This window comes from Pseudomonas sp. LBUM1645, assembly GCF_059716185.1.
Window position 1 is genome coordinate 3,984,086 of sequence record NZ_CP166811.1, and the last position, 14,171, is coordinate 3,998,256.

Annotated in this window: 15 protein-coding genes and 2 tRNA genes; 7 read left to right on the forward strand and 10 right to left on the reverse strand. The window is 58.9% G+C overall.

Annotated elements, in window-relative coordinates; genetic code table 11:
* The first annotated feature begins 1 nt into the window (after window position 1).
* From modC to ACA079_RS17820, 5 genes are all read left to right on the forward strand, one after another.
* Window positions 2-1,081 (forward strand): molybdenum ABC transporter ATP-binding protein, encoded by a 1,080-nt coding sequence (modC, locus tag ACA079_RS17800; protein WP_497700286.1) that lies wholly within the window; start codon window positions 2-4, stop codon window positions 1,079-1,081.
* Between the two features lie 75 nt (window positions 1,082-1,156).
* On the forward strand, window positions 1,157-2,197 hold the full coding sequence (locus tag ACA079_RS17805) for a DNA topoisomerase IB (RefSeq protein WP_497700287.1): 1,041 nt from the start codon (window positions 1,157-1,159) through the stop codon (window positions 2,195-2,197).
* 72 nt (window positions 2,198-2,269) lie between these two features.
* Window positions 2,270-2,491 carry a hypothetical protein gene (locus ACA079_RS17810; RefSeq protein ID WP_497700288.1) on the forward strand — a complete coding sequence of 74 codons (222 nt, stop codon included), beginning with the start codon at window positions 2,270-2,272 and terminating at the stop codon, window positions 2,489-2,491.
* Between the two features lie 125 nt (window positions 2,492-2,616).
* Window positions 2,617-2,847, forward strand: coding sequence for a hypothetical protein (locus ACA079_RS17815; protein WP_010460746.1), 231 nt, complete (start codon window positions 2,617-2,619; stop codon window positions 2,845-2,847).
* Between the two features lie 307 nt (window positions 2,848-3,154).
* Entirely contained in the window at window positions 3,155-3,439 is a 285-nt protein-coding gene (locus ACA079_RS17820) for a hypothetical protein (RefSeq protein WP_046047412.1), read from the forward strand.
* Here ACA079_RS17820 and ACA079_RS17825 read toward each other — a convergent pair.
* On the reverse strand, window positions 3,436-4,122 hold the full coding sequence (locus ACA079_RS17825) for a TetR/AcrR family transcriptional regulator (RefSeq protein ID WP_497700289.1): 687 nt from the start codon (window positions 4,120-4,122) through the stop codon (window positions 3,436-3,438). The two genes, ACA079_RS17820 and ACA079_RS17825, sit on opposite strands and share 4 nt — an antisense overlap.
* A 181-nt stretch (window positions 4,123-4,303) precedes the next feature.
* Here ACA079_RS17825 and ACA079_RS17830 point away from each other — a divergent pair, with 181 nt between their 5' ends.
* Together ACA079_RS17830 and ACA079_RS17835 are read left to right on the forward strand one after the other, a co-directional pair.
* Window positions 4,304-5,140 (forward strand): NAD(P)H-binding protein, encoded by an 837-nt coding sequence (locus ACA079_RS17830; RefSeq protein ID WP_497700290.1) that lies wholly within the window; start codon window positions 4,304-4,306, stop codon window positions 5,138-5,140.
* A gap of 172 nt (window positions 5,141-5,312) precedes the next feature.
* Window positions 5,313-5,522 carry a hypothetical protein gene (locus ACA079_RS17835; RefSeq protein ID WP_497700291.1) on the forward strand — a complete coding sequence of 70 codons (210 nt, stop codon included), beginning with the start codon at window positions 5,313-5,315 and terminating at the stop codon, window positions 5,520-5,522.
* A 79-nt stretch (window positions 5,523-5,601) separates the two neighbouring features.
* Here the strand turns inward: ACA079_RS17835 and ACA079_RS17840 are convergent.
* From ACA079_RS17840 to ACA079_RS17880, 9 genes are all read right to left on the reverse strand, one after another.
* Window positions 5,602-5,688, reverse strand: a tRNA-Leu gene (locus tag ACA079_RS17840).
* 195 nt (window positions 5,689-5,883) lie between these two features.
* Window positions 5,884-5,957: transfer RNA gene (locus tag ACA079_RS17845), tRNA-Cys, on the reverse strand.
* Between the two features lie 337 nt (window positions 5,958-6,294).
* Window positions 6,295-7,683: an oxygen-independent coproporphyrinogen III oxidase gene (hemN, locus tag ACA079_RS17850; RefSeq protein ID WP_497700292.1), complete on the reverse strand. Its 1,389-nt coding sequence runs from the start codon at window positions 7,681-7,683 to the stop codon at window positions 6,295-6,297.
* 6 nt (window positions 7,684-7,689) lie between these two features.
* Window positions 7,690-9,039 (reverse strand): oxygen-independent coproporphyrinogen III oxidase, encoded by a 1,350-nt coding sequence (locus ACA079_RS17855; protein WP_497700293.1) that lies wholly within the window; start codon window positions 9,037-9,039, stop codon window positions 7,690-7,692.
* 116 nt (window positions 9,040-9,155) lie between these two features.
* Complete coding sequence (locus ACA079_RS17860; RefSeq protein ID WP_497704340.1) at window positions 9,156-9,599, reverse strand: CopD family copper resistance protein; 444 nt, start codon at window positions 9,597-9,599, stop codon at window positions 9,156-9,158.
* 844 nt (window positions 9,600-10,443) lie between these two features.
* The gene (locus tag ACA079_RS17865; RefSeq protein ID WP_129444742.1) at window positions 10,444-10,884 is read right to left on the reverse strand and encodes a CBS domain-containing protein; all 441 of its coding nucleotides are present in this window, start codon (window positions 10,882-10,884) and stop codon (window positions 10,444-10,446) included.
* Window positions 10,881-11,261 carry a nitrite reductase small subunit NirD gene (gene nirD / locus ACA079_RS17870; RefSeq protein ID WP_497700294.1) on the reverse strand — a complete coding sequence of 127 codons (381 nt, stop codon included), beginning with the start codon at window positions 11,259-11,261 and terminating at the stop codon, window positions 10,881-10,883. Before nirD ends, ACA079_RS17865 begins: the two co-directional genes overlap by 4 nt.
* Window positions 11,261-13,822: a nitrite reductase large subunit NirB gene (gene nirB, locus ACA079_RS17875; RefSeq protein ID WP_497700295.1), complete on the reverse strand. Its 2,562-nt coding sequence runs from the start codon at window positions 13,820-13,822 to the stop codon at window positions 11,261-11,263. Before nirB ends, nirD begins: the two co-directional genes overlap by 1 nt.
* Before the next feature lie 95 nt (window positions 13,823-13,917).
* Window positions 13,918-14,163, reverse strand: coding sequence for a hypothetical protein (locus ACA079_RS17880; RefSeq protein WP_497700296.1), 246 nt, complete (start codon window positions 14,161-14,163; stop codon window positions 13,918-13,920).
* Between the last annotated feature and the right edge of the window lie 8 nt (window positions 14,164-14,171).

A 14,171-nucleotide genomic window follows, 5' to 3' on the forward strand; every position in this document is an offset into this window, starting at 1 on the left:
AATGATTCATACGCGTCTGAAACTGAGGTATTCGGGGTTCGCCCTGGAAGTGGATCTGCAATTGCCCGGCCGCGGCGTCACTGCCCTTTACGGTCATTCCGGTTCGGGCAAGACCACCTGCCTGCGTTGCATCGCCGGCCTGGAGAAGGCCGAGCAAGGTTTCATCCAGGTCAACGATGAAGTCTGGCAAGACAGCGACAAAAAGATTTTCGTGCCACCACACAAACGTGCGCTGGGATACGTCTTCCAGGAAGCCAGCCTGTTTCCCCATCTGTCGGTGCTGGCCAATCTGCAGTTCGGACTCAAGCGCATTCCTCGCCCGCAGCGACGGGTCGACATGGCACACGCGACTGAACTGCTCGGGATCGGCCATTTGCTGGATCGCCATCCGCAGCACCTTTCCGGCGGAGAACGGCAGCGGGTCGGCATCGCCCGCGCCCTGCTCACCAGCCCGAAACTGTTGCTGATGGACGAGCCGCTGGCGGCATTGGATAGCCAACGCAAAAACGAAATCCTGCCTTACCTGCAGCGACTGCACGATGAACTGGACATCCCGGTGCTGTACGTCAGCCACTCACAGGATGAAGTCGCGCGGCTGGCCGACCACATCGTCTTGCTGAGTGAAGGCAAGGCGCTGGCCAGCGGCCCTATTGGCGAAACCCTGGCCCGTCTCGACTTGCCAATGGCGCTGGGCGACGACGCCGGAGTGGTGATCGAGGGGCACGTCAGCGCCCATGACGCCGACTACCAGTTGCTGACCCTGCAACTGCCCGACACGACCCTGAATATTCGGGTAGCTCACTCACCGATGACCTTGGGCCAGGCGCTGCGTTGCAAGGTTCAGGCGCGGGATGTCAGCCTGAGCCTGCAAAGTGTCGAGCAAAGCAGCATCCTCAATCGCCTGCCGGTCACCGTGATCAGTGAAATGGGCGCGGACAATGCCGCCCACGTGCTCATCCGTCTGGACGCTGGCGGCACACCGCTGCTGGCGCGGATCACCCGCTACTCCCGGGACCAATTGGGCGTGCACCCCGGCCAACAACTCTGGGCACAGATCAAGGCGGTTGCGGTGCTGGCGTAAATCCGCTGGCACGACTGCAACGGCGCGCGGTCAATGGCTGTAACGGCCCCTGATCCACCGCCAAGGACTACCGCCATGCCCGATACCGCGCGGCCCGATGCGCTGCCATCCGACCTGCATTACGTCGATGACACCCAGCCCGGCATCACCCGCAAGAAACTGCGCGGCAAGTTCTGCTACTTCGACCCTGCGGGTCAGCGCATTACCGATCAAGACGAGATCAAACGCATCAATGCCCTCGCCGTGCCCCCGGCTTACACCGATGTGTGGATCTGCGCAGACCCGCGCGGCCATCTGCAAGCTACCGGTCGTGATGCCCGGGGTCGCAAGCAATACCGCTATCACCCGCGCTGGCGAGAAGTGCGTGATGCTGACAAGTACTCACGTTTGCGGGACTTTGGGTTGGCGCTGCCGAAACTGCGCAAACAGCTTGAAGCACTGCTGGCGGCTCCCGGCTTCAGTCGCGACAAAGTCATGGCCACGGTCATCACCTTGCTCGATGCGACGCTGATCCGGGTAGGCAACACCCAGTACGCTCGGGACAACCGATCCTACGGCCTGACCACCCTGCGCAACCGTCACGTCGAAGTCAACGGCAATGCGATCCTGTTCCAGTTTCGCGGCAAGAGCGGCGTCGAGCACCAGATCACCGTGAAAGACCGACGCCTGGCGCGGATCATCAAACGTTGCCTGGAAATTCCGGGGCAAAACCTGTTTCAGTACCTGGATGAAAACGGTGAGCGGCACACCGTCAGTTCCTCCGACGTCAACGCCTACCTGCAGACACTCACCGGTGCCGACTTCACCGCCAAGGACTACCGCACCTGGGCCGGCAGCGCGTTGGCATTGGCGGTGTTGCGGAAACTGCAGTGGGAGCCTGAGTCGGACGCCAAACGGCATGTGGTGGAGATGGTCAAGAACGTTGCCAAACAGCTGGGCAACACCCCGGCCGTCTGTCGCAAGTGCTACATCCACCCGGCGGTGCTCGATGGTTTTCTTTTGGGTGCGTTGGCTGAGCTGCCCAGACCACGAGCGCGCAAAGGGCTCAGGGCAGAGGAAGTCGGGCTGGCGGTGTTTTTGGAGATGAGGGTCGCAATGGCTGAGGCGACGAACTGACCTGTCTATTTTTTTGCATGATCGCCAATGGCTTCTATAGTTGATGTGAACCTGAATTAGCTGCGGTGAGCCATGGAAGACATTTTCGTTGTGAAGCGATGCAACAAGATCATCATCCATGGTCGCCGGGCCGGAGAACCCGACCATCCACCACCCGACGCCGCCGTCTGGTATCGCATCACCGATACTCGAACCCGCGGCTTCATCGGTGACGGTTTCGATCGTGAAGAAGACGCCCGGCGTGAATGCCGGCAGCTGAATGCCAGGTCGCAAGTGACGGTCCGAGAAGGCTGAGGTCACCTGCCATTTAGGGGTCTATACTGAAAAAGCTGAAGGAACAGCAACCCCAACGGCTGAAAGCTCGCTCCCTGCGGGCTTTTTGCTGCCAAATACAGGTTTCTTGAACGGAGGTGTTTGCCATGTCCGAAAAAGAGTCCATCACCACTCTGCTCACCCTGCTCGACTCCCGTCAGGCTCGCCTGGCAGCGGCATGCAAGGAGATCGCCGACTGGGTCGATCATCAAGGTGGTCATCCGACGGCCCTCAGAATTCGTGATCGTCTGAACGACATCGAGAAGGACGCGCCACTGATTCGCAATACGCTGTCGTCGCTCAAACCTGTCGATCCGCCCCTGCCGCGGTTCAGATGATTCGATCTGGACATCCTCAAGGACACGGCCTGATTCAGGACGCATAAACGGCGACCTTATCGTCACCGGGTGCGTCCTTGCCTGAACGCTTCCTGCTACATCCCCAACCCAGCCTAGCGCTGGGCTTTTTTATGGCTGCGCAGTCTGTTTCACACAGTGTTCACATCTCAGGCTCTAGATTGACCGGACTCCTTTGAAGAATCCCCCTGGCCCGCCCGCATGCGGGCCTTTTTTTTCCATTACGCATGCAACGAACGTCACCGTACGCGCGAGGTCAAACGATCACACGTCACGAAGGAGGCGTCTGATGGTTACTCACTTCAAAGTCGGCGGGCATCTGGCCTGCGGTCACAAAGGCAGCAAGCTCGTTTCAACCAGCGAACTTACCCGGGTGAAATGCAGAAGCTGCCGCAACACCGACGCGTTCAAGGATGCGCGCAAAGACCAGCGCAACGCTGCACGCCGCGCCGCACGCAAAGCCAAAGTTACGCATACAGCCAATGACTGGCGCGCGGCTTGGGTCGAACGGCTCACCGCCATGGAAGGACTGCAACGATTGCCTCGTGGTTTCACCGGTCAGCCTTTCGTTTAGCTGACAGCATCGGCGGCTGAATCGAGTTCACTCGATCCGGCCGCTGGCGCCATGATTTCCAGCAACGACATGCGTTTGAAGGCTTCGACCAGACCACGCCCCTCCTCGGGTGCGCATGAGATGGCCAGCCGCATCGTCGCCTCCCCCAAATGCCAGATCAGAAACGCAGATTCCCGAACCCGCAACGCATCGCTGTCGGGGAATACCCGAAGCATCGCGTCAGCCAATAACCCGCCCGCAATACGACTCTCCTGCAGCTCCAGCGCCATGAGCTGTTTGTCTGCCTGCATCCCGGACCAGATATCACGCATCGCCGGTGTAGCAAAAACGATCTCGTAATACTGATCGAGCAGCTCCGAATAGGCTGCTTGCAATCCTTGCGCGTCCTCGACTGCACCCAACGCCTCTTCGATACAACGACGGCTTTCGGCGTTATAGCGCTCGGCCAGCGTGCGAATCACCGAACTCTTGTCGGGAAAGTATTGATAAAGCGATCCGATCGATATCTCTGAACGCTCGGCAATTTCACTCATTTTTAATTGATCGCTGCCCTTGGTCTCGATCAGTTGAGTTGCCACGGCCAGAATTCGCTCCTGACGCTCACGACTGCGTTGTTGCGTGGGGGTGCGCCGGGTCGGCTCTGAAACAAGCGACTCGGGCACCTCAGGAATTTTCTTGGGCACTGGTGCGCTTCCCGTTCAATAAACATGACATAGGCTCACCTTAGCACCGCTTATGAGCGCGCCCAACAGGTAGCGTCCATACGTCGGTTTCTTCAGTTCTGTTGATTGACGGCATAACGTGAGGGTTTATCATCTTTTTAACGTGAGCATCACTCACATTAACCCGATGGAGATGAACGCGATGAAAACCACTCAAGAGAACATCCTGATTCTCGGCGCGACGGGCAAAACCGGTCGGCGAATTGCCCAACGACTGGAAACTGCCGGCCTGCCTGTCCGCCTGGGTTCCCGTGTGGCGACGCCACCCTTCGACTGGGAAGATCGGGCTACCTGGGAAGCTACGCTTGATGGCATTCACGCGGTCTACCTCTCCTTTCAACCAGACCTCGCCGTCCCCGGCGCGCTCGAAACGGTTCAGGCATTCACCGATCAGGCGGTCAAAAGCGGTGTCAGCAAACTGGTGCTGCTGTCGGGGCGCGGCGAGGTCGAAGCAGAACAGGCCGAACGCGTCATCCAGAACAGCGGAGTCGACTGGACAATCCTGCGGGCCAGCTGGTTCTTCCAGAATTTCAGCGAGGCGCACTTCCTGGGACCTATCCTTCAAGGGGAACTGGCCCTCCCCGTCGGTCATATCGCAGAGCCCTTTATCGATGCAGAAGACATCGCCGAGATCGCTGTCGAGGCGCTGATCAAACCAGAACACTCAGGCCAACTCTATGAACTGACGGGCCCACGAGCGCTGACCTTTGCCGAAGCCGTCGACGAAATCGCCCGTGCGACAAAACGCGAAATCCGATTCGCCGCGGTGCCGCCGGACGCTTATCGTCAGGCGTTGGAACAGGAACAACTTCCAGTGCAACTGATCGACCTGGTGCTGTATCTCTTCACCACCGTGCTTGATGGTCGCAATACACCGGTAGCCGATGGCGTCCAGCGTGCACTGGGTCGGCCGGCGCGGGACTTTTCCGACTATGTTCGGCGCACAGCTGCTACGGGCGTCTGGGCAAATGAGGGATGAAATTGAAGCAGCGTGCGCTTTCGATTGGGATAACGGGTGTGCGTTAGTTAGATGATTTTTAAGCCCCTGGCACCCTGCCATTTTTTGGCGGCAAACAGATTTCTCGACTAGGGTTCTATCGAATCGAAATTGCGCCGACGGTGTTGGCGGGCACTCATCAAGGAGGGGACAGATGACATCAATTCGAGATACCGAGAAAACCTATCGCACCTGGTCCAGCCCAATCTTGCTTGAACTCAAGGAGAGAGAAGACCAGCTAGACGCTGCAGCCCGTCAGGCCCTTCAAAATGTCTTGGTAGAGAGAAGGCTTGTCGATATCGGCAACCCTTCTGGCCAAGATCGACGCGGCGCTAATCCAGGGGCTAGCGGTCGGGGTCAATAACTGCCACGGGCTAAAAACAGCAAGCCAGAAACAAACAAGGGTTTGCATCAGCTTTCGCCCGCAAACCCTTGATTTTAAATGGTGCCCGAAGCCGGAATCGAACCGGCACGCCCTTACGAGCGGGGGATTTTAAGTCCCATGCGTCTACCAGTTTCGCCATTCGGGCGGTAGCGCGGTGAAGCAGTCTGGAGACTGTCAAATAACGATCTGGCAGTTCTGACGCCTGTGCAGCAGAGGAGGAAATATATACATCCCGCCCCGGTGAAGCAAGTTCGCGACTGGCCTTTTCAAGACTAAATCTTGCAGGGCAGTGCAAATAAAAAAGCTCCGTAAATCATAGATCTACGGAGCTCGTTTAAAGTGGAGGCCGAGGTCGGAATCGAACCGGCGTAGGTGGATTTGCAATCCACTGCATAACCATTTTGCTACTCGGCCTCAAACATCTGATGTCAGTAGCACGACATCAAACGCGTACAAACTTGGAGTAAGATTCGTGACCTAACTCCTTGAAAACATTGAGCTTTTTCAGCGATCAGTGCTTTCGATGGCGTGAATTATGTACTGATTTCCCGAAGCTGGCAACCCCTTGATTTCAAAAAAAATTCCGCCAGGTGGTTTCTATGTTTCAAGGGGGTTGCTCAGCCCTTCAGGCCGGGATCGTCCGTCACGTCGACCGCGATCAACGGTTCGACGCCCCAGGCGCGTAGGTTGCCGTGTATCGAAGGCTGATGGATTGTCATGGGTTCGCTGATTTTCGAAAGGGCTTTCGGTCTCAGACCGTGCGTGAAAACTGGCCTTTTTGCTCACCACCCAGATAGGCGTCAAACGCCATCGCGGCACTGCGCATCATCAAATGCCCTTGTGGCAGCAGCACCAATTCGTCGCGGTGAATCTGCAGCAATCCATCGCGCACATGCTCGCCCAGCTGCGCCAGCGCCTCGGCAAAGTACTCGGTGAAACGAATGCCATGCCGCGCCTCGTACTTTTCGAACGCGATATGGCCGTGGCACATCAGGTCGCTGATCACCTCGCGGCGCAGCAGGTCGTCGGCGTTCAAGCGGTAACCGCGATGCACCGGCAACAACCCTTGATCGATACGCGCGTAGTACTGCGAAAGCTCCTTGACGCTTTGGCTGTAGCTGTCGCCGACCTTGCCGATCGACGACACCCCAAGGCCGATCAAATCGCAGTCGGCATGGGTGGAATAGCCCTGAAAATTACGCTGCAGCGTGCCATTGGCCCGGGCCAGCGCCAGCTCGTCTTCCGGCAAGGCGAAATGATCCATGCCGATATAGACGTAACCGGCCTCGGTCAGACGGCGGATGGTCAGCTCGAGCAGTTCCAGCTTGCGCTCCGGTGGCGGCATGTCGGCGGGGCGAATCAACCGTTGCGCGCGGACCATCTCCGGCAAATGCGCGTAGCTGTAGGCGGCAATCCGGTCCGGACGCAGCGCGATAATCTTGCTGAGGGTGACGTCGAAACTCGTCACGGTTTGGAGCGGCAAACCGTAGATAAGGTCGACGCTGATCGACTTGAATTGCGCCTCGCGCGCCGCCGCGACCAGCGCATAAATCTGCTCTTCACTTTGCTGGCGATTGACCGCCGCCTGTACGTCGGGGTCGAAATCCTGCACGCCGAAACTCAGGCGATTGAAGCCCAACTGGCGCAACGATTGAATCTGCTCGGTGCTGATGGTGCGCGGGTCGACCTCGATGGAGAACTCATGGTCATCGCTGTCATCCATGTTGAACGCCTGGTGCAGGCAGTCCATCAGGTCCGCCAGCTGTTCGCTGGTCAAATAGGTCGGTGTGCCCCCGCCCAGATGCAGCTGTGTGAGTTTTCGGGTGCCGTCGAACAGAGCCGCCTGCATCGCGATTTCACGCTTGAGGTACTTCAGGTACTCGACTGCGCGATGGGTTTTCTGGGTAATGATTTTGTTGCAGGCGCAGTAGTAACAAAGGCTTTTGCAGAACGGAATGTGGATGTACACCGACAACGGTTTCGGCGCGGCCACCTGATTGCTGTCGCGGGCGGCACGCTGATAGTCGTCAACGGCAAACGCCTGGTGAAACTGTGGCGCCGTAGGGTAAGAGGTATAGCGCGGCCCCGGGCGGTCATACTTTTCGACCAGGGCGCGATTGAAATCAAAAGTCTTGTTCATGATCGATCAACTCGCAATGGGCCCGCCAAAATCCTTTTCAAACAGGTTGCAGATGGCATCCACTTCCGGCCGACCGGCGGGAAGGATGCTGATGAAACGGTCTGATAATTCAATCAACCCGTCCCGGCTCAATTGCTCCAGCAACGGCCAGACGGCTGAGAAGTACTTGGAAAAAACCAGCCCGTAGCGCCGCTCGATGGCGCGGATATCCAGTTCTTGATCACAGGCCAGACGCTCCATGACCATTTGCCTGATCTGATCCCCCGCCTCGAAGCGCCAGCCTCGACACGTCGGCAATTGCCGCATGTCCAGTTGCTGCTGATAGCGTTCAATCTCGTCGGTGTTTTGCGTGTACAAATCGTCGATCTGGCTGATCGATCCCAAACCGAATCCAACATGATCGCAATAGCCGTGACGGGAGAAACCCTCACAGGTACGGCGCAACCGGCCGCGCTCCTGGGCGACCGCCAAATCGTCATCAGGCCGGACAAACTGCCCCAGACCGATGTAGTGATAACCCGCACCAAGCAGTTGCTCGAAACAGATCTGGCGCATCGCGCCTTTATCGTCCTGGCTGCACAACTCTCTGACTTTGTCACCGAGCACCGGCCGATAGCGCCGTGGTGGTCGGGCATAATCGAACACCATCAGCCGGTCCGGCTCCAGTTCGATAATGGTCGCCAGCTTCAGCGCAAAACTGTCTGGCGTCTGCCAGGCATGGCCAAACCCCAGATCGACGTTGATGGACCGAAACCCAAAGGTGCGCGCGGCATCCATGAGCGACTGGATCGGCGCCGGGTTCTGGTAGCACGCCACCGACCTGTCACAGTCGGCGTCGATATCCGGCACGCCGATGCTGACGTGATTGAAACCCTGGTCGCGCAACAACCCCATGGTCGACCAGTCGGTGTGGTGAAGGTCTACCTCGACGCTGTAGTCGCCGCCTTCATGTTCGAGAAAATTGAACCGGCCACGCAGATGACTCATCAGCCGTTGCAGATGGGCAGGCGTGGGGGTTCCGCCCCCCAGATGAAACTGCTCGACCCGTTGCTCTGCACCCAGGTGACAACCGACGAGGTCGATTTCACGCTCCAGGTGCTGAAGGTACTGCTCGATACCGTTGTTCTCGTCGGCGATATCACGCGAGGCACAGGAAGACGGCTTGAGGCTGGAAGGCAGCTGCACGTTCAGGGACAGCGGACGGCACTTCTGGCGGCTGACGCGCAATGCACGAAGCAGGTCCAGAGAGCCAATACCGTCATGAAATTTTTGCGTGTCGGCATGACAGTTAGGGTCAAGCACGCCTTGATCGCACCGAGCGATCAACTCGACGGGGTTGTGAAATAAATCGAGCATGACGGTCTCCGAGACTGGCTGCGGACTTTCAGTCTCCGGGTTTAACCATCAATGCTCCTTGATTTGCGTCAAGCGCAAGCGAAGTGTCTGCACAACGGACCACCGGTCCAGCCCGATTACCACGTCAGGTAAAACATGCCCTTGGCCAGCAGCACGATAACGACCATGTGGCAAAACAGGCTGCCATGGATGAAGTGCAGGTATCGCGGGCTCATTCGGCCGCTTTTGAACAAAAACATGGCTCCGAGGAAATGCAGCAGCACACTCGCGGCCACTGCAATTTTCAACGCCAGCAATGTGCCGAACGATGAGGCCAGTGGTGAGGCCAGGGCTGGCAAGTAGCGCAACCAGACCATGCCCAGTCCCGCGCCGAACAACACCAGCAGCACCCACGGCATCAGTGAGCGAGCGCGGCGACCGATGCCCTGTTCGACCAGCGGCATCACCCTGGCGGGTAGCTGTTTGCGGATGCTTTCCAGGAACAGGACTTCAAAGAACACCGTGCCGATGAAGATCAGCGCGGCAAACAGGTGCAAGGTCAGAATCAGCGGATAGATCATGGTGTTTTCGCCTTGGGTCAAGGCAACCCGCGCTACGGCGAACATTGGGGTGAGCGCATTGGCTGTCGGTCTCTGGAGACTACAGAGACTGCCTGGGTATGCGGTTGATACCGATCAAGAAAGCCGCAAAACCGTGTGCATATCCGTTTCTGCGGTCACGGCGCCTATCGGTTTCGCTTTTACAGCGAGTCACTTTCGAAAAGCCTGCGCGGCCCGGCGGAAAGTAACCAAAGCGCTTCTGCCCCTTTCGTTCGGTGCCTCGCCTAGGCTCGGCATGCCCTCGCTCCGGTCCTGCTCCGTGGGCCCGCCGCCATCGGCCATCCATGGCCGGGGGCGGCTAACCCGGCATCCATGCCGGGTTGCCCACTGCGCAGAACCTCCTCTCGGCCTCTCGATGGGGCGGTGCATCAAGATCAAAAGCTGCAGGCGAGCTAACGCTCGGCCTGTTGAGTGGTGAGGAGCGTGCGTACACCCCTTCCCCCCTGTAGGAGCTGTCGAGTGAAACGAGGCTGCGATCTTTTGATCTTGCTGTGGCTTTTGATTTTGATCTGTTGCCCCTTTCCCAGAGGCCGAACGCAGGCGTTGCGCAGGGGGCACCGCGGCAAGGATGCCGCGGTAGCCGCCCCCGGCCATGAATGGCCGATGGCGGCGGGCCCCCGGAGCAATGCCGGAGTGAGGGCATGCCGAGCCTAGGCGAGGCACCGAATGGAGGGGCAAGACTTTTTGGTTACTTTTGAGGCGTTTGTCAAAAGTGACTCGCTGTAAAAGCGAAACCGCCAGCAGCCATCACCGCAGAAACGGATATGTACCCCAACCTTAACTGAACACCATGGCCCAGACCCGTTCAGTGCCCGCGAATGTAGTGCTCCAACTGCCGAATCAGATCCGCCTGTTCAACGATAGCCTCCTTGACCAGATCCCCAATCGACAACAGACCAATCAGCTCGCCACCATCCACCACCGGCAGATGACGCAGATGACTGTCGGTCATGACCGCCATGCAACGCTCAATGCTCTGCTGACTATCAGCGGTCACCACCGGCGCACTCATAATGTCGCGCACCGGCGTACCGACCGAAGAGCGCCCCTGCAGAACCACCTTGCGCGCATAGTCGCGCTCGCTGATCACGCCGACCACCTGCCCGGCCTCAATCACCGGTAACGCACCCACGTTCTTCTCGGCCATGATCCTCAAGGCTTCAAGCACCATTTCATCCGGCGCGATGCTATGCACCTGGCGGTTTTGCACGACCTTGAGTTTGAGCAGTTGAGCGGCTGTTTTCATACGTGTACCCCGACTTCCACCACACCGCTGTTCAACCGCACGGGCCAGACACGCAGACGCTGTTGCGGATACTCCAGACAGCTACCGTCCTCAAGACGGAAATGCTGTTTGTAGATCGGCGATGCAACCACCAGATCCCCCTTGATGCTGCCCACCAACCCGCGACCGATCACATTCGCCCCGGATTGCGGGTCATGGTTGTCGATGGCGTAGAGGGTCCGCCCCTCGGCACCCGGCAGATAGAACAGCGCCACTTGCGCGCCGTCGAGCCAGACGACGACGCCGGAGTTGCTGACCAGGTCCTGTTGCTCGCACACCGTTTGCCAGGCCTCGGTGTTTTCCAGGGAATCGATGCGTTGGGTATTGGACTGGCTCATCAGGCAATCTCCTCGGTAACAGGGATAAGGTTGAGTTCGGCGGCCATGATCGGGCGCCGCTGGCCGCGTTCCTGGACAAAGTGGATGTCCGGGTCCGGGCGTTTATCGTTGACGAAGGTACGGAAGCGCTTGAGTTTTTCCGGGTCTTTGAGGGCGTTGGCCCACTCGCATTCATAGCGATTGACCACCAGTTGCATCTGCGATTCGAGCTCTTCACCCAGCCCGAGGCTGTCGTTGATGATCACGTCCTTAAGGAAATCGAGGCCGCCCTCCAGGCTTTCGCGCCACACCGAGGTACGCTGCAATTTGTCGGCGGTGCGGATGTAGAACATCAGGAAGCGGTCGATGTAGCGGATCAGGGTCGCATCGTCGAGGTCGGTGGCGAACAGCTCGGCGTGACGTGGGCGCATGCCGCCATTACCGGCGATGTAAAGGTTCCAGCCTTTCTCAGTGGCGATCACGCCAACGTCTTTGCTCTGGGCCTCCGCGCACTCGCGGGTGCAACCGGACACCGCGAATTTGAGCTTGTGCGGCGAGCGCAGGCCCTTGTAGCGGTCCTCGATGGTCAGGGCCATTTGCACGCTGTCTTGCACGCCATAACGGCACCAGGTGCTGCCGACACACGACTTCACGGTACGGGTCGATTTGCCGTAGGCGTGCCCGGTTTCGAAACCGGCTTCGATCAGCTCGGCCCAGATGTCAGGCAGTTCATGTAACTGCGCGCCAAACAGGTCGATACGCTGGCCGCCGGTGATTTTGGTGTAGAGGTCGTATTTCTTCGCCACCACGCCAATCGCGATCAGTTTGTCGGCGGTGATCTCGCCACCGGGGATGCGTGGCACCACCGAATAGGTGCCGTTTTTCTGCATGTTGGCCATGAAGGTGTCGTTGGTGTCCTGCAGCGGCACCAGTGAGGCGTCCATGATCGGCTGGTTCCAGCACGACGCGAGGATCGAGCCCACCGCTGGTTTGCAGACGTCGCAACCGGTGTGACCACGACCATGCTTGGCCAGCAGTTCTTCGAAGGTGATCACCCCTTCTACCCGCACCAGCGCATAAAGCTCCTGACGGGTATAGGCAAAGTGTTCGCACAGGCTCTTGTCGACGCTGACGCCACGGGCAATCAACTCATGTTCGAAAACCTGCTTGAGCAGCCCGGCACAACCGCCGCAACCGGTGCAGGCTTTGGTCTGCGATTTGAGCAGGCCGAGGTCGGTGCAGCCACCGTCGATGGCCGAACAAATAGAGCCCTTGGTGACGTTGTGGCACGAGCACACCGTGGCTGCTTCGGGCAACGCGCCCGGGCCCAGGGTCGGCGCGCCTTCGGACGACGGCAGAATCAGGCTGGCGGGTTCCGCCGGCAGCGCAATCGCGTTCTGCATGTATTGCAGCAGCGTGTCGTAATAACTGTTGTCACCGACCAGCACCGCGCCGAGTACGTGCTTGCCGGTCGCGTCCACCACCAGGCGTCGATAGCTGGCCGTGGTTTCGTCGATGAACTGATAACTGCGCGCGCCCGGCGTGCTGCCGTGGGCGTCGCCGATGGAACCGACATCGACGCCCAGCAGTTTGAGTTTGGTCGACATGTCCGCGCCCATGAACGGCTCGGCGGTTTCGTTGCACAACAGTGCGGCGACGCCGCGCGCCATCTGGTAACCGGGTGCAACCAGACCAAAGATGCTGCCGTTCCACGCGGCACACTCGCCGATGGCATAGATGTTCGGATCGCTGCTCAGGCATTGGTCGTCAATCACCACACCACCGCGCGGGCCGACTTCCAGCGAGCATTGACGGGCTAGTGTGTCTTGCGCACGGATGCCGGCGGAGAACACGATCAGGTCGGTTTCAAGGAATTCGTCATTGCCGAAGTTCATCCGGTAGCGGTATTCCTCGCCTGCGCTGATCGATTGCGTACCGCGCGACAAATGCACGCCGACGCCGAGGCGTTCGATCTGCGCCTTGAGCGCCAGGCCACCGTATTCGTCCAGCTGCACCGGCATCAGGCGCGGGGCGAATTCCACCACGTGGGCTTCCAGACCCAGGGTTTTCAGGGCGTTGGCGGCTTCCAGGCCCAGCAAGCCACCGCCGACCACCACGCCGCGGCGGGCGTTGCTTGCCGCGGCACGAATGGCGTCGAGGTCTTCAAGGGTGCGATACACCAGGCGCGAATCGCCCTCTGCGCCTTCGATCGGCGGCACAAACGGATAGGACCCGGTGGCCAGCACCAATTTGTCGTAGGAGACGCAGCCTTGCGCGGTGATCACCTGGCGGCGTGCGCGGTCGATTTCCAGGACCGGCACCCCCAGATGCAGCGTGACGCCCGGGGTCTGGTACAGCGAGGCTTCACCGAGGGCCAGCGACTCGGCATCACGGCCGGAGAAGTACTCGGAAAGGTGCACGCGGTCGTAGGCACGCATCGGCTCCTCGCTGAACACGTGCAGGCGATAGTGATCAAGGGCACCACGTTCGATCAGCTGTTCGACACAATGATGTCCGACCATGCCATTGCCGATCACGATCAGCGTTTGCAGCTTGTTCAAAGTGGCAACATTGGAATTCATAAGAGACACCCGTCGATAGCTGTTCAAAAAGCAAAAAAAAACGCCTGAAACCTTGCGGTTCCAGGCGTCTTTGCCTGTTCGTTTACGGTGCTAAGTCAGGCATCTATGCCGGATCCACCGATGTTGCCCGCGACCTGTTCGGCCAATCGATCGTCGTTGACCGAGGGGGCTGCCCACTCGACTGCATTCACAGTGGGCCTGAACAGTGTCTTGCAGACTTTGTGCCAGTCGGCCATTGGCAGTTCTTGCGCCAGTAAACGTTGACCACGGGCGCCCATCAAAGCCCGATGTTTGCCTTCGCATAGTGCAGAGGTGTGTTGCGTGGCCTTATAAAAGTGCACAAAGGCGA